Source organism: Streptomyces griseus subsp. griseus, assembly GCF_000720255.1.
Classification (GTDB): domain Bacteria; phylum Actinomycetota; class Actinomycetes; order Streptomycetales; family Streptomycetaceae; genus Streptomyces; species Streptomyces griseus_I.
The window spans coordinates 1-17,695 of sequence record NZ_JOJE01000046.1; the positions used below are offsets into that span (position 1 = coordinate 1).

Genomic DNA, 17,695 nt, shown 5'->3' on the forward strand with positions numbered 1-17,695 from the left:
GAAACGCCCGGTTACATTCCGAACCCGGAAGCTAAGCCTCACAGCGCCGATGGTACTGCAGGGGGGACCCTGTGGGAGAGTAGGACGCCGCCGAACAATCATTCAAGGGTTGGACCCCGAACCTTAGGTTCCGGGTCCAACCCTTTTTTGTTTTCCGTTACTTGAAGTTCATGTTGCGCAACCAGCATCCACAGCATGGGTACTGCTGCAATGCTCAGGGCCGCCGGCATAGGTGTCGGCGACGAAGTGGTCGTGCCGGCCTTCGGCAACGTGGAAGTCGCCGAGGCGGTGACCCTGGCCGGGGCGCTTCCGGTGTTCGCCGACATAGACGCGGTGACCTACTGCCTTGATCCCGCCGCTGTCGAAGCGGTCATAACTCCGCGGACGGCGGCCGTGGTTGCCGTACACCGCTTCGGGCGGCCCGCCGACATCCTGCGGCTGCACGGTGTGGGGCAGCGGCACGGGCTGCTCGTGCTGGAGCAGGCGGAGTCCGAGGCGCCGTACGACGAGGTCGCTCAGCGCAGGGAGCGGGCCTCGTACCTCGATGCCAAACTGCGTGGCGTACGCACGCCCGATGGTGGGGACGGGCACACCTACCAGCAGTACGTCGTGCGGGTGCCGGGGAACGGGCGGCCGGATCGGGACGCGTTCGCGCGGGCCGTGCGGGGCAAGGGGGTTGACTGCCGGGTACCGGTGAAGACGCCCGTGCATCGCTTGCCCGAATTCCGGCGGTGTGTGTCCCTGCCGGAGACCGAGAGGGCCGCCGACGAAACGCTCGCGCTGCCGGTGGACGCCTTGCTGACGAAGCGGGACATGCAGCGGACCGTGGCCGCGTGCAACGCGCTCGGCGGGCTGTTGCAGCCGGCCTTCTGAACGGTTTGGGAGTACGGGTCTGTTCGGGGTACGATCTATTCCGTTGCCGCGAGGGAAACCTCAAAAGGCGACAGGCCCCTATAGCTCAGTCGGTAGAGCGTCTCCATGGTAAGGAGAAGGTCAACGGTTCGATTCCGTTTGGGGGCTCCAGAAAAAAGGCCTCGCCCTTTCGGGCGGGGCCTTTCTCATGTCTTCGTCAGTCCTTGTGGAGGCCCGGAACGCGCATCGCCAGGATCGCCATGTCGTCGGAGGGGGCGTCCGACGCGAAGCGTTCCACGGCGCGCATGATGCGGGCCGCCACCGCACCCGCCGTCAGGCCCGTGCAGGTGGTGAGGACGTCGGCGAGGCCGTCGTCGCCCAGCATGCGGGTGCCCTCACGGCGCTCGGTGACGCCGTCCGTGACGCACAGGAGGACGTCGCCGGGGTCGAGGGTGACCGTCTGCTCGTAGAGCTCCAGGTCGTCCATGACGCCGAGGAGCGGCTGGGGTTCGGCGGCCGCCTCGACCGTGCCGTCCTGGCGCAGCCGGAGGGGGAGGGGATGTCCGGCGCAGACCACCTTCAGTTCGGCGCTGCCGTCCTCCTGGGGGCGCAGTTCGCCGTAGAGGAGGGTGAGGAAGCGGCTGCGGGCGCCCTCGTCGAGGATCGCGGAGTTCAGGCGCTCCAGGACGGCCGGGCCGCTGAGGCCCTCGCGGGCCAGGAGGCGCAGGGCGTGCCGGGCGAGGCCGGTGACCGCCGCCGCGTTCGGGCCCGTACCGCAGACGTCGCCGATGGCGAAGCCGTACGCGCCGTCGCGGATGGGGAAGACGTCGTAGAAGTCGCCGCCGACCTCGTTGCCCTCGCCGGCCGCGCGGTAGATGACCTCGACCTCGACGCTGTCGATCTCGGGGAGCTCCGGCGGCAGGAGGCTGCGCTGGAGGGACTGGCTGATCGCCGTGCGCTCCGAGTAGAGGCGGGCGTTGTCCAGGGCCAGGGCGGCCCGGCGGGAGAGGTCCTCGGCGAGTTCCAGGATCTCCTGGCGGAAGTGCTCGTCCGTGGGCTTGCCGAGCGTGAGCATGCCGATCACGCGGTTGCGGGCGACCAGGGGGAGGACGACGGTCTCGCCGCCCACGGCGGAGGCGGTCGCCAGCGTGGGGCCGATACCGGAGCTGACCGTCGTGGGCTCGCCGAGGCCGAGGCTGCGCATGGAGGTGCGCAGGGCGGCCTGGTGGGCGGCCTCCGCGGGAGCCGGCCAGACGCGGGCGCCGGGGGTGGGGACCGGGTCGGGCGGTGAGATCTTCGACAGCAACGACTTGATGCCGTCGATGAGTTCCTCGTCCTCGTGCAGGACGTACGACAGGTAGGGCTCGGTGGCCTGGTCGGCGATCGTGTAGACCGCGCACCAGGTGGCCAGGGTCGGGACGGTCATCTGGGCCATCAGCGCCAGGGTCTGGTCGCGGTCCAGGGTGCCGGCGAGGAGGTCGGAGGCCTCGACGAGGAAACTCAGGGAGCCTCGGCGCAGGCGTTCCAGCTCGCCCAGGCGGGCCGACTCGACGGCCAGGGCGATGCGGTCGGCCGCGAACTGCAGCCTCAGGGCTTCCTCGTTGGAGTAGCGGCCGGGGCCCTCGGCGGCCACCCCGAGGGAGCCGGTGAGGCGGCCCTCCACCTTGAGGGGGACCGTCACCACCGAGCGCATGCCGGTGCCGTTCAGCAGGGGGACCGCGCCCGGAACGGCCGTCAGGTCCTCGTGGACGGCCGGCATACGGGCCGAGCCGTAGCGGCCGGGGCCCGCTTCGACGGGCACGCGGGCGAAGCGCTGGCGGGCGGAGGGCAGGCCGGTGGAGGCGCGGACCTCCAACTCGGTCTCGTCGTCGGTCGCGAGGAGCAGGAAGGCGGAGTCGCCGTCGAGCATGTCGCGAGCGCGTTCGACCGTGCGCTGGAGGAGGCCGTCGAGGTCGTCCGGCGCCGGGGAGCCGATGAACACCTCGAAGGGGTCACTGTTCGGGCCGTCGGAGGTGGGTGTCGCGTCGGAGGACGGGACGCGCAACGGGGTCTGCAGAACAGCCCGTTCGTGGTCACGTACGAGGAGGCACACGGTTGACGGCTCGCCACCGGTGTCGCGGACGCGCAGGTGGGAGGCGTACACGGGAGTCACGCGGCCGTTGGCGCCGCGAATGCCGTAACTGCCCTCCCAGCGGGAGAGTTGGAGGGCCTCGGCGATGCCGGTGCTGGTGCCCGGGGTGTGCGGCCAGGCAGCGAGGTCGGTGAGGGGCTTGCCGACGACCTGGTCGGCGGCGTAGCCGAAGAGTTCCTCGGCGTCCTCGTTCCAGGCGGAGACGGCGCCCTTGCGGTCGATCTGGACGACGGCGACGCGGACGCGGCTGTCGGCGAGCGGGAGCAGGTCGGCGGGCAGGGACGGGCCGGCCGCGCGCGTGCCCACCGGGCGTTCGGGGAGGTCGAGTCGGAACCACACGTGCTTGTGGGTGGGGGTGTACTCGACGCCCCAGCGGCCGGCGATGGCCGCGCACAGCTGGAGGCCGCGCCCGCCCTCTCTGTCCAGGTTGCCCATGCTGAGGAGCGAGCCCTGGAGCGGGATCTCGCGCTCGGGATACCGGTCGGCGACCTCGATGCGTACGCCGTCGTCGCTGCGCAGACACAGGACGTCGGCGTGTGTACCGGCGTGCACCACCGCGTTGGTCACGAGCTCGCTGGTGAGGACGACGGCGTCGTCGACGATGTCGCCGAAGCCCCACCCCTGGAGGGTGTCGCGGACGAACGAGCGGGCGGTCGCGACCGATCGCCCGACGGGCTCGAAGCTGGCGGCCGCGCGCGCGGTGATCACAGAACTCCTCGACCGGTTGTCGACGTACTGGGCTGCCTGGCCGGCCCGCTCGCACCGCTGGGGCGGTGGCAGCGTGCTCGTCGGCCTGGGTTCCGGGGTCTGTCCCCCCGGGATCAGTCCGGTGGTCATGTGTGCGGCCGCCCCTCCGATGCCCGCTCGTTCTCGTGCCACCGCCCATGCCGGACGGGCCGGCACGGCTGGACAGCCGCATGCAAGGTTACTTACCTTCCCCCACCGCGCGGATGCCGGTCGCCTGTGATTCCGTCCCCCGGGTGTGCGGACCGTGTGCGAAGCTGCCGAACTGTTATGGCCTGGTTGGGTGAGGGTGAAACACTGGGCAAGCTTCCTGTGAAGGTCCGGGCAGGTGGCGTGTCTTCTGTGGATGTCGGGAAGCAGCCCCTTGGCCCGGGCTGATTACATCGGGCATGAATACGCGGCAGTAGCACCAGCAACCGGTACGTCGAGCAGCACTACCCCAGTACAGCAGTAACGGTCGAGCCCTGCGGGAGGGACACAGTGGAGTCTGGCGCAGCGACGCGAAGCACGAAGGCGCGCGCGAAAGGCGGACAGTCCCCCAGCAAGCAGCGCACGTCCCGGAGTGGCACCACCGTTGTGGACACGGCGGCCCTGAACCGGCTGCTGGCGGCCCTGGTGTCCATGCGTGACGGGAACTTCCGCAAGCGGCTCACGGTGTCCGGGGACGGCGTGATGTCGGAGATCTCGGCGGTCTTCAACGAGGTCGCCGACCGTAATCTGCAGTTGACGGGCGAGCTCTCGCGGGTGCGGCGCATGGTGGGGCGTGAGGGAAAGCTCACGGAACGGCTTGAAACGGGCGCCTGTGAGGGTGCCTGGGCGACGGCGATCGACAACGCCAACGCGCTGGTGGAGGACCTGGCGCGGCCTGTTTCCGAGGTCAGCCGGGTGCTGTCGGCGGTGGCCGAAGGTGATCTGTCGCCGCGCATGGAGCTGCGGACGCACACTCCGGAGGGGCCCGGGCATCCGTTGCGCGGGGAGTTCCTGAAGGTCGGGCGGACCGTCAACAACCTCGTCGATCAGCTCTCGACGTTCACCGACGAGGTCACGCGTGTGGCCAGTGAGGTCGGTACGGAGGGCAAGCTGGGCGGTCAGGCCCAGGTGCGCGGGATGTCGGGTTCGTGGAAGGACCTGACGGACTCCGTCAACACGATGGCGGACCGGCTCACGGCCCAGGTGCGTGACATCGCGCTGGTGACGACGGCGGTCGCCAAGGGTGATCTGTCACGCAAGGTGACCGTTCATGTCGCCGGTGAGATGCTGGAGCTGAAGAACACCGTCAACACGATGGTGGACCAGCTCTCCGCTTTCTCGTCCGAGGTGACGCGCGTCGCCCGAGAAGTGGGTACCGAGGGCATCCTGGGCGGCCAGGCGCAGGTGTCGGGTGTCGACGGTGTGTGGAAGGAACTCACCGATTCGGTGAACACCATGGCCGGCAACCTGACGGCCCAGGTGCGAGGCATCGCCCAGGTGACCACCGCGGTGGCCAACGGTGACCTGTCACAGAAGGTGACCGTTCCGGCGCGTGGTGAGGTCGCACAGCTCGCCGACACGATCAACCAGATGACCGAGACGCTGCGGATCTTCGCGGACGAGGTCACGCGCGTGGCCAACGAGGTCGGGTCCCAGGGGGCTCTGGGCGGGCAGGCGAACGTGCCGGGCGCGGCGGGGACCTGGAAGGACCTCACCGACTCGGTGAACACCGTGTTCCGGAACCTGACCACGCAGGTGCGGGACATCGCCGCGGTGACGACGGCGGTGGCCAACGGTGATCTGTCGCAGAAGGTCACCGTGGACGTGGCCGGCGAGATGCTGGAGCTGAAGAACACCGTCAACGGGATGGTCGACCAGCTGTCCGCGTTCGGTGCCGAGGTGACGCGCGTGGCGCGGGAGATCGGTGTCGAGGGTGAGCTGGGCGGTCAGGCGCAGGTGTCCGGGGCGGCCGGTACGTGGAAGGACCTCACCGACTCCGTCAACACCGCGTTCCGCAACCTCACCGGACAGGTGAGGAACATCGCGCAGGTGACGACCGCGGTGGCCAACGGTGACCTGTCGCAGAAGGTGACCGTCGACGTCTCCGGCGAGATGCTCCAGCTGAAGAACACCGTGAACACGATGGTGGACCAGCTGTCGAGCTTCGCCGACCAGGTGACCCGGATGGCCCGTGACGTGGGCACGGAGGGCCGGCTGGGCGGTCAGGCCCGGGTGGACGGGGTGTCGGGCACATGGAAGGAGCTCACCGACTCCGTCAACTTCATGGGTGGCAACCTCACCTCTCAGGTGCGGCAGATCGCCCAGGTGACGACGGCGGTCGCGCGGGGTGACCTGTCGCAGAAGATCGACGTCGACGCGCGCGGCGAGATCCTCGAGCTGAAGAACACGATCAACACGATGGTCGACCAGCTGTCCGCCTTCGCCGACCAGGTGACCCGGGTCGCCCGTGAGGTGGGTACGGAGGGCCGGCTGGGCGGCCAGGCGCAAGTGCCCGGTGTGGCCGGTGTGTGGCGCGACCTGACCGACTCCGTGAACGGCATGGCGTCCAACCTGACCGGCCAGGTGCGCAACATCGCCCAGGTGGCGACGGCGGTGGCCCGCGGTGACCTGTCCCAGAAGATCACCGTGGACGCGCGCGGGGAGATCCTGGAGCTGAAGAACACCCTGAACACGATGGTGGACCAGCTGTCGTCGTTCGCCGAGGAGGTCACGCGTGTGGCCCGCGAGGTGGGCACGGAGGGCATCCTCGGTGGTCAGGCCGAGGTGCAGGGTGTCTCGGGCACCTGGAAGGACCTCACGCAGTCCGTGAACTTCATGGCGAACAACCTGACCATCCAGGTCCGCAACATCGCCGAGGTCACGACCGCGGTCGCCAAGGGCGACCTGTCGAAGAAGATCACCGTCGACGCCAAGGGCGAGATCCTCGAACTCGTCACCACCGTCAACACGATGGTGGACCAGCTGTCGTCGTTCGCCGAGCAGGTGACCCGGGTGGCCCGTGAGGTGGGCACCGAGGGCATCCTGGGCGGTCAGGCGCACGTGCCGGGTGTCACGGGCATCTGGAAGGACCTCAGCGACAACGTCAACCTGATGGCCAAGAACCTGACCGTCCAGGTGCGCAACATCTCCCAGGTTGCCGCCGCGGTCGCCAACGGTGACCTGACGCGGACGGTGACGATCGAGGCGCGCGGTGAGGTCGCGCAGCTCGCCGACACGTTCAACACGATGGTGAAGACGCTGAGTTCGTTCGCCGACCAGGTCACCAAGGTGGCCCGTGAGGTGGGCACGGACGGGATCCTCGGCGGTCAGGCGCACGTACCCGGTGTGGCCGGTACGTGGAAGGACCTCACCGAGTCGGTGAACCAGATGGCGTCCAACCTGACGGGCCAGGTGCGCAACATCGCCATGGTCACGACGGCCATCGCCAAGGGTGACCTGACGAAGAAGATCGACATCGACGCGCGCGGGGAGATCCTCGAGTTGAAGACGACCATCAACACGATGGTCGACCAGCTGTCGAGCTTCGCCGAGGAGGTCACCCGGGTCGCCCGCGAGGTGGGCACGGAGGGGCAGCTCGGCGGTCAGGCACGCGTGCGTGACGTCGACGGCACCTGGCGCGACCTGACGGAGTCGGTGAACGAGATGGCCGGGAACCTGACCCGGCAGGTGCGTGCCATCGCGCGCGTGGCGACCGCGGTGACCCGTGGTGACCTGAACCTGAAGATCGACGTGGACGCGTCCGGGGAGATCCAGGAGCTCCAGGACTACATCAACAAGATGATCGCCAACCTGCGTGACACCACGATCGCCAACAAGGAGCAGGACTGGCTCAAGGGCAACCTGGCCCGTATCTCCGCGCTGATGCAGGGCCGCCGGGACCTGGAGGACGTGGCCTCGCTGATCATGAGCGAGCTGACGCCGGTGGTCTCGGCGCAGCACGGCGCGTTCTTCGTGGCGGTGTCGTCGGCCGACGACACCGCCGGGGACCCCTACGAGCTGCGGATGCTGGGCTCGTACGGCTATTCGATGGGGTCGATGCCGACGTCGTTCCGGCCGGGTGAGGCGCTGGTGGGGACGGCCGCGGAGGAGAAGCGCACGATCCTGGTGGAGAACGCGCCGAGCGGTTATCTGAGGATCTCCTCGGGGCTCGGCGAGGCGCCGCCCGCGCAGGTGATCGTGTTGCCGGTGCTGTTCGAGGGCAGTGTGCTCGGGGTGATCGAGCTGGCGTCGTTCACGCCGTTCACGCAGATCCAGAAGGACTTCCTCAACCAGATCGCCGAGATGATCGCGACCAGCGTCAACACGATCTCCGTCAACACCAAGACGGAGCAGCTGCTGAAGCAGTCTCAGGAGCTGACCGAGCAGCTGCGTGAGCGGTCGGCGGAGTTGGAACAGCGGCAGAAGGCCCTCCAGGCGTCCAACGCGGAGCTGGAGGAGAAGGCCGAGCTGCTGGCCCAGCAGAACCGCGACATCGAGGTGAAGAACACCGAGATCGAGGAGGCGCGGCAGGTCCTGGAGGAGCGCGCCGAACAGCTCGCGGTGTCGATGCGCTACAAGAGCGAGTTCCTGGCGAACATGTCGCACGAGCTGCGGACACCGCTGAACTCGCTGCTGATCCTGGCCAAGCTGCTCGCCGACAACGCCGAGGGCAATCTCTCGCCGAAGCAGGTCGAGTTCGCCGAGACCATCCACGGCGCCGGGTCCGACCTGCTGCAGCTGATCAACGACATCCTCGACCTGTCGAAGGTCGAGGCGGGCAAGATGGACGTCTCCCCGACGCGTATCGCGCTGGTGCAGCTCGTGGACTACGTGGAGGCCACCTTCCGGCCGCTGACCGCGGAGAAGGGCCTGGACCTGTCCGTGCGGGTGTCGCCGGAGCTGCCGGCCACGCTGCACACCGATGAGCAGCGGCTGCTCCAGGTGCTGCGCAACCTCTTGTCGAACGCGGTGAAGTTCACCGACTCCGGATCGGTGGAGCTGGTCATCCGGCCGTCGGGGTCGGACGTGCCCGTCGGCATCCGGGAGCAGCTCCTGGAGGCCGGCTCGCTCACGGAGGCGGACGCGCCGCTGATCGCGTTCTCGGTGACCGACACCGGTATCGGCATCGCGGCCAGCAAGATGCGGGTGATCTTCGAGGCGTTCAAGCAGGCCGACGGCACCACCAGCCGCAAGTACGGCGGTACGGGCCTCGGGTTGTCCATCTCGCGGGAGATCGCGCAGCTGCTCGGTGGTGAGATTTACGCGCAGAGCGAGCCGGGGCGCGGTTCGACGTTCACGCTGTACCTGCCGCTGCACCCGAGCGAACTGCCCCCGCAGGGCTACCAGCAGCTCGTGTCGGCCCTGGCGCCGGGGGAGCTGGTGGCGGCGGCGGAGAGGCGGGCGGCCGATCTGACCGAGCTGTCGGACGCGGACATCGAGACGCCGGCCGAGGTGAAGTCGTACCGGGAGACGCAGAACGGCCCGGCCGCGCTGTTCCGGCGCCGACGCAGGTCGCTGCCGAGCAGCGCTCAGCACCGGCCCGCACAGCCGGAGCAGCAGCCGTGGTCGGTCGCCGAGCATGAGCCGGCGCCGCAGGCGCACCCCGGGATCCGGTTCGGCGGCGAGAAGGTGCTGATCGTCGACGACGACATCCGTAACGTGTTCGCGCTGACCAGCGTCCTGGAGCAGCACGGTCTGTCGGTGCTGTACGCCGAGAACGGCCGTGAGGGGATCGAGGTGCTGGAGCAGCACGACGACGTGGCGGTCGTGCTGATGGACATCATGATGCCCGAGATGGACGGGTACGCGACGACCACGGCGATCCGTCGGATGCCGCAGTTCTCCGGGCTGCCGATCATCGCCCTCACCGCGAAGGCGATGAAGGGCGACCGGGAGAAGGCGATCGAGTCCGGTGCCTCCGACTATGTGACGAAGCCGGTCGACCCCGATCACCTGCTCGCGGTGATGGAGCAGTGGATGAGGGTCGAGTGACCGAAGCGGCGGGACTTGTCGAGGCTTCGTTCAGGGTTGGTGCCGATGTGGCGGGAACCCTCGGGGTGCGCGACGAGTTGCTGGTGAAGTTGCTGACTGAGTGTGGTGGAAGCCGTGTAGAGACACGGGGTTCGGGGAACCTTCTGGTCTCCCGCTACGTTTCTGCTACGTGCACAGTGACATCACGGTGACAGGGTGTGGCGACGGGCGGGGTGCGGCTACGATGACCGGCACGAGGACGGGCGGCGCAAGGGAGTCGTCCCCTGGGGCGGCACCGGGCGGTGTCACCCCAAGTCCTGCGGACAGGGGAGGCCCCATGCCGGGGCGAGGAGGGCGGGCCATGGTGCAGAAGGCCAAGATCCTCCTGGTCGATGACCGGCCGGAGAATCTGCTGGCGCTGGAGGCGATCCTCTCTGCGCTCGATCAGACGCTGGTACGGGCATCGTCCGGGGAAGAGGCACTCAAAGCACTGCTGACCGACGACTTCGCGGTCATTCTGCTGGATGTGCAGATGCCGGGAATGGACGGCTTCGAGACGGCGGCTCACATCAAGCGGCGGGAGCGGACGCGGGACATCCCGATCATCTTCCTCACCGCCATCAACCACGGCCCCCATCACACCTTCCGGGGGTACGCGGCGGGTGCGGTCGACTACATCTCCAAGCCGTTCGACCCGTGGGTGCTGCGGGCCAAGGTCTCCGTGTTCGTCGAGCTGTACATGAAGAACTGTCAGCTGCGTGAGCAGGCGGCGCTGTTGCGGCTGCAGTTGGAGGGCAATGGCGGCAAGGCGGCCGACGGTGCCAAGGAGCCCGCGGGACTGCTCGCCGAGCTCTCGGCGCGGCTCGCGGCCGTCGAGGAGCAGGCCGAGGCGCTCTCCAAGCAGCTCGACGACGAGTCGGCGGACGCGGCGGCGGTGGCCACGGCGGCCCATCTGGAGCGCAAACTGACCGGGCTGCGCCGGGCGCTGGACGCCCTGGAGCCGGGCACGGGCGGCAGCGCGTCGGTGCCGTCACAGAACTGACGCATGCCGCGCACGCTGTTGCGGATGAGCGCGCGTCAGTTTCACGCCCCGATCGGGGCGACACGAACGGGTGAAGCAGCGGGCACACGTGTCCGCTGTCCTCTTCACCGGTAATCTCACACCCATGGCCTCACGTCCCTCCGCAGCCAAGAAGCAGCCAGCCAAGAAGGCAGCCGCTCCGGCGAAGGCTCCGACGAAGAAGGCCGCTGCGAAAAGGGCCCCGGCGAAGAAGGCTCCGGCGAAGAAGGCGCCCGCCCGGAAAGCCGCGGCCAAGAAGCCCGTGCCCCCGCCGGCTCCCAGCCCCACCGGGGGCGTGTACCGCCTGGTGCGCGCCCTGTGGCTCGGGCTCGCCCACGCCGTCGGCGCGGTGTTCCGCGGCATAGGGGCCGGTGCGAAGAACCTCGACCCGGCCCACCGCAAGGACGGCGTCGCGCTGCTGCTGCTGGCCATGGCGCTGATCGTCGCCGCGGGGACCTGGGCCGATCTGCGCGGGCCCGTCGGTGACCTCGTCGAGATCCTGGTGACCGGCTCCTTCGGGCGTCTGGACCTGCTGGTGCCGATACTGCTCGCGGTCATCGCCGTCCGGTTCATCAGGCATCCCGAGCAGCCCGAGGCCAACGGCCGCATCGTGATCGGCCTGTCCGCGCTCGTCATCGGCGTGCTCGGCCAGGTCCACATCGCCTGCGGCGCGCCCGCCCGCAGCGACGGCATGCAGGCCATAAGGGACGCCGGCGGCCTCATCGGCTGGGGTGCGGCGACCCCGCTGACGTACACCATGGGCGAGGTCCTCGCCGTACCGCTGCTGGTGCTGCTGACGATCTTCGGGCTGCTGGTCGTCACGGCCACCCCGGTCAACGCCGTCCCGCAGCGGCTGCGGCTGCTCGGCGTGAAGCTGGGCATCCTGCACGACCCGGCGGAGGACGCGTACCCGGAGTACCCCGAGTACTCCGCGGACGACGAGCGCTACGACGACCAGTGGCGCGAGGCGCTGCCCGCGCGCTCCCGCCGGCGCTCGAGCGCCCCCCAGGCCTACGACCCCGACAACGCCGAGCAGGAGGCCCTCTCGCAGCGCCGCGGCCGGCCTCGACGCTCCGCCGTGCCGCAGCCCGACATGGGGCGGCCGATGGACGCCGTGGACGTCGCCGCGGCGGCCGCTGCCGCGCTCGACGGCGCCGTCCTGCACGGCATGCCGCCCTCGCCGGTCGTCGCCGACCTCACCCAGGGCGTCAGCGTGGGAGACCGCGAGGACACCACGCCGACGCCCGTCCCGGCCCCGGCCGCGCGCCCCCGGCAGGAGAAGCCCCAGCAGGACGGGCCTCAGCAGGACAAGCCGAGGTCCAGGCAGGAGAAGCTCAGCTCCGGAGAGGTCCCCGACCTCACCAAGGCGCCGCCCCCGCAGGAGCGCGACCTGCCGCCGCGTGCCGAGCAGCTCCAGCTCTCCGGCGACATCACCTACTCACTGCCTGTCCTTGACCTCCTCACGCGCGGGGGCCCCGGCAAGTCGCGCAGCGCCGCCAACGACGCCATAGTCGCCTCGCTCACCACCGTCTTCACCGAGTTCAAGGTGGACGCCGCCGTCACCGGCTTCACCCGCGGGCCGACGGTCACGCGCTACGAGGTCGAGCTCGGCCCCGCCGTGAAGGTCGAGCGGATCACCGCGCTGACGAAGAACATCGCCTACGCCGTCGCCAGCCCGGACGTACGGATCATCAGCCCGATCCCCGGCAAGTCGGCGGTCGGCATCGAGATCCCGAACACCGACCGGGAGATGGTCAACCTCGGTGACGTGCTGCGCCTCGCGGAGTCCGCGGAGGACGACGACCCGATGCTCGTCGCGTTCGGCAAGGACGTCGAGGGCGGCTACGTCATGCACTCGCTGGCGAAGATGCCCCACATGCTGGTCGCCGGTGCCACCGGATCCGGCAAGTCGTCCTGCATCAATTGCCTGATCACCTCGGTCATGATGCGGGCGACCCCCGAGGACGTCCGCATGATCCTCGTCGACCCCAAGCGCGTCGAGCTGACCGCCTACGAGGGCATCCCGCACCTGATCACACCGATCATCACCAACCCCAAGCGGGCCGCCGAGGCGCTCCAGTGGGTCGTACGGGAGATGGACCTCCGGTACGACGACCTGGCGGCGTACGGCTACCGGCACATCGACGACTTCAACCGTGCCGTGCGCGAGGGCAAGGTCAAGCCGCCCGAGGGCAGTGAGCGTGAGCTCCAGCCGTACCCGTACCTGCTGGTCATCGTCGACGAGCTCGCCGACCTGATGATGGTGGCGCCGCGGGACGTCGAGGACGCCATCGTGCGCATCACGCAGCTCGCGCGCGCGGCCGGCATCCACCTGGTGCTCGCCACACAGCGGCCGTCCGTCGACGTGGTCACCGGTCTGATCAAGGCGAACGTGCCCTCGCGGCTCGCCTTCGCCACCTCCTCCCTCGCCGACTCCCGCGTCATCCTCGACCAGCCCGGCGCCGAGAAGCTGATCGGCAAGGGCGACGGGCTGTTCCTGCCGATGGGGGCCAACAAGCCCACCCGTATGCAGGGCGCGTTCGTGACCGAGGAGGAGGTCGCGGCGGTCGTCCAGCACTGCAAGGACCAGATGGCGCCCGTCTTCCGGGACGACGTCACCGTGGGCACCAAGCAGAAGAAGGAAATAGACGAGGACATCGGCGACGACCTCGACCTGCTGTGCCAGGCGGCCGAGTTGGTGGTCTCGACGCAGTTCGGGTCCACCTCGATGCTCCAGCGCAAGCTGCGCGTCGGGTTCGCGAAGGCGGGCCGGCTGATGGACCTCATGGAGTCGCGGGGGGTCGTCGGCCCCAGCGAGGGATCCAAGGCTCGTGACGTTCTCGTGAAGCCTGACGACCTGGATGGTGTGCTCGCGGTGATCCGCGGGGAGGCCGAAGGGTAAGGGAAAACGGGAGCGCGACGGTCGTCTCGCGGGTGGAAGCGCAACCGGGTGATGTCCGGATCGTGACCCACCCGTAAGCGATCATTGAGCAACCGTTTCCCTTCGGCATACGTCAAGTTGAGGGAAGTACCAAGCGCGTACCCGACCGTCGGAGTGTCCGGCCATTCCGATTGGCGTACAAAGCCCCGCCGTCCGGTTGCCCCACCCTTTTGCACCACCCCTAGACTGAACCTCCAGCACAGGTGGCTACACCCTCGAAAGGCGCCCCCGTGTCCATCGGCAACTCTCCTGAAGACGAGCGTCCGTTCGAAGACGTTTCCGAGGAAGCCCGCCCCTCCATCGGCCGTACGCTGCAGCAGGCGCGTATCGCGGCCGGGCTGACCGTCGACGACGTCAGTACCGCCACCCGCGTCCGCCTGCCGATCGTGCACGCGATCGAGGCGGACGACTTCGCGCCCTGTGGCGGCGACGTCTACGCCCGAGGGCACATCAAAACGCTGGCCAGGGCTGTCCATCTGGATCCGGAGCCGCTGCTCGAACAGTACGCGGCCGACCACGGCGGCCGGCCGGCGCCCACCCCGGCCGCGCCCCTGTTCGAGGCCGAGCGCATTCGCCCGGAACGGCGCGGGCCGAACTGGACCGCGGCCATGGTCGCCGCGATCGTCGCTGTGGTCGGGTTCGTCGGGTTCACCGTGTTCAAGGGCGGCGACGACGGCGGTACGAAGGAGCAGGTCGCCGACGGCACCACGCCCTCCGCCACCGACTCCGCCTCGCCCACCACGAAGACCACGAAGCCCGCCGACGAGAAGGCCGACCCCACGGACAGCGCCATCGCGGCCGCGCCCCAGGACAAGGTGACCGTCCGGGTGAGCGCCGTCGACGGCCGCAGCTGGATCTCCGCCCAGGACCACAACGGCCGGCTGCTCTTCGACGGGCTGCTCAAGAAGGGCCAGTCCAAGACGTTCCAGGACAGCACCAAGGTGAAGCTGGTCCTCGGCGACGCCGGCGCCATCCAGCTCTACGTCAACGGCAAGAAGATCGACGACGACTTCCGGTCCGGAGCCGTGGAGCGCCTGACCTACACCAAGGGCGACCCGCAGGTCGGCTGACCGGAGGACGCGTGTTCGGGGGCGGTCGGGCCGGGCCAACCCCGTCGACGTGGGGTGTCGGCGGGACGAAGTAGTCTTGAGCCCATGCCTGAACGCCGTACCGTCGCACTCGTCACCCTTGGCTGCGCCCGTAACGAGGTGGACTCGGAGGAGCTCGCAGGCCGTTTGGAGGCGGACGGCTGGCAACTCGTGGAGGACGCCGCGGACGCCGACGTGGCCGTCGTCAACACCTGCGGCTTCGTCGACGCCGCCAAGAAGGACTCCGTCGATGCCCTCCTCGAGGCCAACGATCTCAAGGGGCAGTCGAGAACGCAGGCCGTCGTGGCGGTGGGCTGCATGGCCGAGCGGTACGGCAAGGAACTGGCCGAGGCCCTCCCCGAGGCCGACGGTGTGCTCGGCTTCGACGACTACGCCGACATCTCCGACCGCCTCCAGACCATCCTGTCCGGTGGCGTCCACGCCGCCCACACCCCGCGCGACCGGCGCAAGCTGCTGCCGATCAGCCCTGCGGAGCGCCAGGACTCGGCGGCCGAGGTCGCACTGCCCGGGCACGGCCCGGCCGAGCCGACCGTCGCGCCGGCGGATCTCCCCGAAGGCCTCGCCCCGGCCTCCGGCCCCCGCGCGCCCCTGCGCCGCCGCCTCGACGGCGCCCCGGTCGCCTCGGTGAAGCTCGCCTCGGGCTGTGACCGGCGCTGCTCCTTCTGCGCCATCCCGTCCTTCCGTGGCTCCTTCATCTCCCGCCGTCCGAGCGACGTCCTCAACGAGACGCGCTGGCTGGCCGAGCAGGGCGTCAAGGAGATCATGCTGGTCTCCGAGAACAACACCTCCTACGGCAAGGACCTGGGCGACATCCGTCTGCTGGAGTCGCTGCTGCCCGAGCTCGCCGAGGTCGACGGCATCGAGCGGGTGCGCGTCAGCTACCTCCAGCCTGCCGAGATGCGGCCGGGCCTCATCGACGTGCTGACCTCCACCCCCAAGGTCGCGCCCTACTTCGACCTGTCCTTCCAGCACTCCGCCCCTGGCGTGCTGCGCGCGATGCGCCGCTTCGGCGACACCGACCGCTTCCTGGAGCTGCTCGACACCATCCGGAGCAAGGCCCCCGAGGCCGGTGTGCGCTCCAACTTCATCGTCGGCTTCCCCGGCGAGTCCGAGGGCGACCTGGCCGAGCTGGAGCGCTTCCTGGACGGCGCGCGGCTGGACGCCATCGGAGTCTTCGGCTACTCCGACGAGGAGGGCACGGAAGCGGCGACGTACGACAACAAGCTCGACGCGGACGTCGTCGCCGAGCGGCTCGCCCGCGTCTCCCGGCTCGCCGAGGAACTCGTCTCGCAGCGCGCCGAGGAGCGCCTCGGCGAAACGGTGCGCGTCCTCGTGGAGTCGGTCGACGACGAGGACGGCGCCTACGGCCGCGGTGCGCACCAGGCTCCGGAGACGGACGGCCAGGTGCTGCTCACGAGCGGCGAGGGTCTGAGCGTCGGTCGTATGGTCGAGGCGAAGGTGGTCGGCACGGAGGGCGTCGACCTGGTGGCAGAGCCGCTGAGTGACGCGATCGCGTGGAGTGAGGAGGCGGGCAGATGACGGGTGTTCCGGCATCAGCCGCGGGTGGCTCCTCCCAGGCGAAGGGGGCGGGTTCCACGGCCGCCGCGGCAGGTGCGCCGGGTTCGGACTCCGGTGCCGCGCCCGATGCCGGTTCCGCGGCCCAGGACGGCGCCAGGCCGCCGCGGGGCGCGAAGATCGCGGCCGCCGCCGTCAACCAGGCCAGCGTCTGGAACATCGCCAACCTGCTGACCATGCTCCGGCTCCTGCTGGTGCCGGGCTTCGTGGCGCTGATGCTGGCCGACGGCGGATACGACCCGGCCTGGCGCTCGCTCGCCTGGGCCGCCTTCGCCATCGCCATGATCACGGACCTGTTCGACGGCCACATCGCGCGGACGTACGACCTCGTCACGGACTTCGGGAAGATCGCCGACCCCATCGCCGACAAGGCGATCATGGGGGCGGCGCTGATCTGTCTCTCCGGGCTGGGCGACCTGCCGTGGTGGGTGACGGCCGTCATCCTCGGCCGGGAGCTCGGCGTCACGCTGCTGCGTTTCTGGGTCATCCGCTACGGCGTCATCCCGGCGAGCCGGGGCGGCAAGCTCAAGACACTCACCCAGGGCATCGCGGTCGGGATGTACGTGCTGGCGCTGACCGGATGGCTGGCCACCCTGAGGTGGTGGGTGATGGCCGTGGCGGTCCTGTTGACCGTGGTGACCGGCCTGGACTATGTGAGACAGGCCATTGTGCTGCGCAGGCAGGGAATCGCCGAGCGCAAGGCCGCGTTGGAGGAGACGGAAGCGTGAGTTCCACGGCCATCGACGTGGTGCGGCTACTCACGGTGAGGGGCCAGACCCTCGCCGTGGCGGAGTCGCTGACCGGAGGCCTGGTCGCGGCGGAGATCACATCGGTCCCCGGGGCGTCCCAGGCCTTCCGAGGGTCCGTGACGGCGTACGCCACCGAACTGAAGCACGAGATGCTCGGTGTCGACGCCACCCTGCTTGCCGACCGTGGAGCGGTGGACGCGCAGGTCGCGGCAGAGATGGCAGCCGGAGTGCGCACAGCACTGGGCGCCGACTGGGGCCTCGCGACCACCGGCGTCGCCGGCCCGGAACCGCAGGACGGACAGCCCGTCGGGACGGTCTTCGTGGCGGTCGCCGGGCCCACGGGGCCGGAATCCGGTTCCGCCGCCGGCGGAAAAGTGGAGGCGCTGCGGTTGAACGGCGACCGCGCGGAAATTCGTATGGAGAGTGTACGGAGCGTGCTCACACTGCTTCTGGCAGAGCTTGTGAGCGAACACACTGGGAATGAGCGGGCACAGGATACGGAACGGAACGGGGGGTTTTGATGTTTGCAGCCCTGAGTGAACACGACATCGCTCCCCGCACGGCCGCGGCGCGAGGCGGTACGGTGGGGCGAGA

General features: G+C 69.4%; 9 protein-coding genes, 1 tRNA gene and 1 rRNA gene. 10 read left to right on the forward strand and 1 reads right to left on the reverse strand.

All coding sequences use genetic code 11. From position 1 onward, the window contains the following. From rrf to IG99_RS37165, 3 genes are all read left to right on the forward strand, one after another. A 5S ribosomal RNA gene (gene rrf / locus IG99_RS44505) occupies positions 1 to 96 on the forward strand; the annotation flags it as partial. Positions 97 to 210: 114 nt separating this feature from the next. After that, complete coding sequence (locus tag IG99_RS37160) at positions 211 to 873, forward strand: DegT/DnrJ/EryC1/StrS family aminotransferase (protein WP_037682246.1); 663 nt, start codon at positions 211 to 213, stop codon at positions 871 to 873. A 74-nt stretch (positions 874 to 947) separates the two neighbouring features. Further along, a tRNA-Thr gene (locus IG99_RS37165) sits at positions 948 to 1,023 on the forward strand. A gap of 46 nt (positions 1,024 to 1,069) precedes the next feature. Here IG99_RS37165 and IG99_RS37170 read toward each other — a convergent pair. Further along, positions 1,070 to 3,820 carry a SpoIIE family protein phosphatase gene (locus IG99_RS37170; RefSeq protein WP_037682248.1) on the reverse strand — a complete coding sequence of 917 codons (2,751 nt, stop codon included), beginning with the start codon at positions 3,818 to 3,820 and terminating at the stop codon, positions 1,070 to 1,072. Positions 3,821 to 4,207: 387 nt separating this feature from the next. Here IG99_RS37170 and IG99_RS37175 point away from each other — a divergent pair, with 387 nt between their 5' ends. From IG99_RS37175 to IG99_RS37205, 7 genes are all read left to right on the forward strand, one after another. Next, on the forward strand, positions 4,208 to 9,688 hold the full coding sequence (locus tag IG99_RS37175) for a HAMP domain-containing protein (protein WP_107056120.1): 5,481 nt from the start codon (positions 4,208 to 4,210) through the stop codon (positions 9,686 to 9,688). A 340-nt stretch (positions 9,689 to 10,028) separates the two neighbouring features. After that, positions 10,029 to 10,709 (forward strand): response regulator, encoded by a 681-nt coding sequence (locus IG99_RS37180; RefSeq protein WP_037682251.1) that lies wholly within the window; start codon positions 10,029 to 10,031, stop codon positions 10,707 to 10,709. A gap of 124 nt (positions 10,710 to 10,833) precedes the next feature. Then, positions 10,834 to 13,629: a DNA translocase FtsK gene (locus IG99_RS37185; protein ID WP_107056122.1), complete on the forward strand. Its 2,796-nt coding sequence runs from the start codon at positions 10,834 to 10,836 to the stop codon at positions 13,627 to 13,629. A 269-nt stretch (positions 13,630 to 13,898) separates the two neighbouring features. Then, positions 13,899 to 14,738 carry a helix-turn-helix domain-containing protein gene (locus tag IG99_RS37190; protein ID WP_037682252.1) on the forward strand — a complete coding sequence of 280 codons (840 nt, stop codon included), beginning with the start codon at positions 13,899 to 13,901 and terminating at the stop codon, positions 14,736 to 14,738. Between the two features lie 84 nt (positions 14,739 to 14,822). Continuing rightward, complete coding sequence (gene rimO / locus IG99_RS37195; protein WP_037682253.1) at positions 14,823 to 16,316, forward strand: 30S ribosomal protein S12 methylthiotransferase RimO; 1,494 nt, start codon at positions 14,823 to 14,825, stop codon at positions 16,314 to 16,316. Next, the gene (gene pgsA, locus IG99_RS37200; protein WP_037682255.1) at positions 16,313 to 17,080 is read left to right on the forward strand and encodes a CDP-diacylglycerol--glycerol-3-phosphate 3-phosphatidyltransferase; all 768 of its coding nucleotides are present in this window, start codon (positions 16,313 to 16,315) and stop codon (positions 17,078 to 17,080) included. The genes rimO and pgsA overlap by 4 nt, the downstream gene beginning before the upstream one ends. Then, positions 17,077 to 17,622 (forward strand): CinA family protein, encoded by a 546-nt coding sequence (locus IG99_RS37205; protein ID WP_037682256.1) that lies wholly within the window; start codon positions 17,077 to 17,079, stop codon positions 17,620 to 17,622. Before pgsA ends, IG99_RS37205 begins: the two co-directional genes overlap by 4 nt. Positions 17,623 to 17,695: the final 73 nt, after the last annotated feature.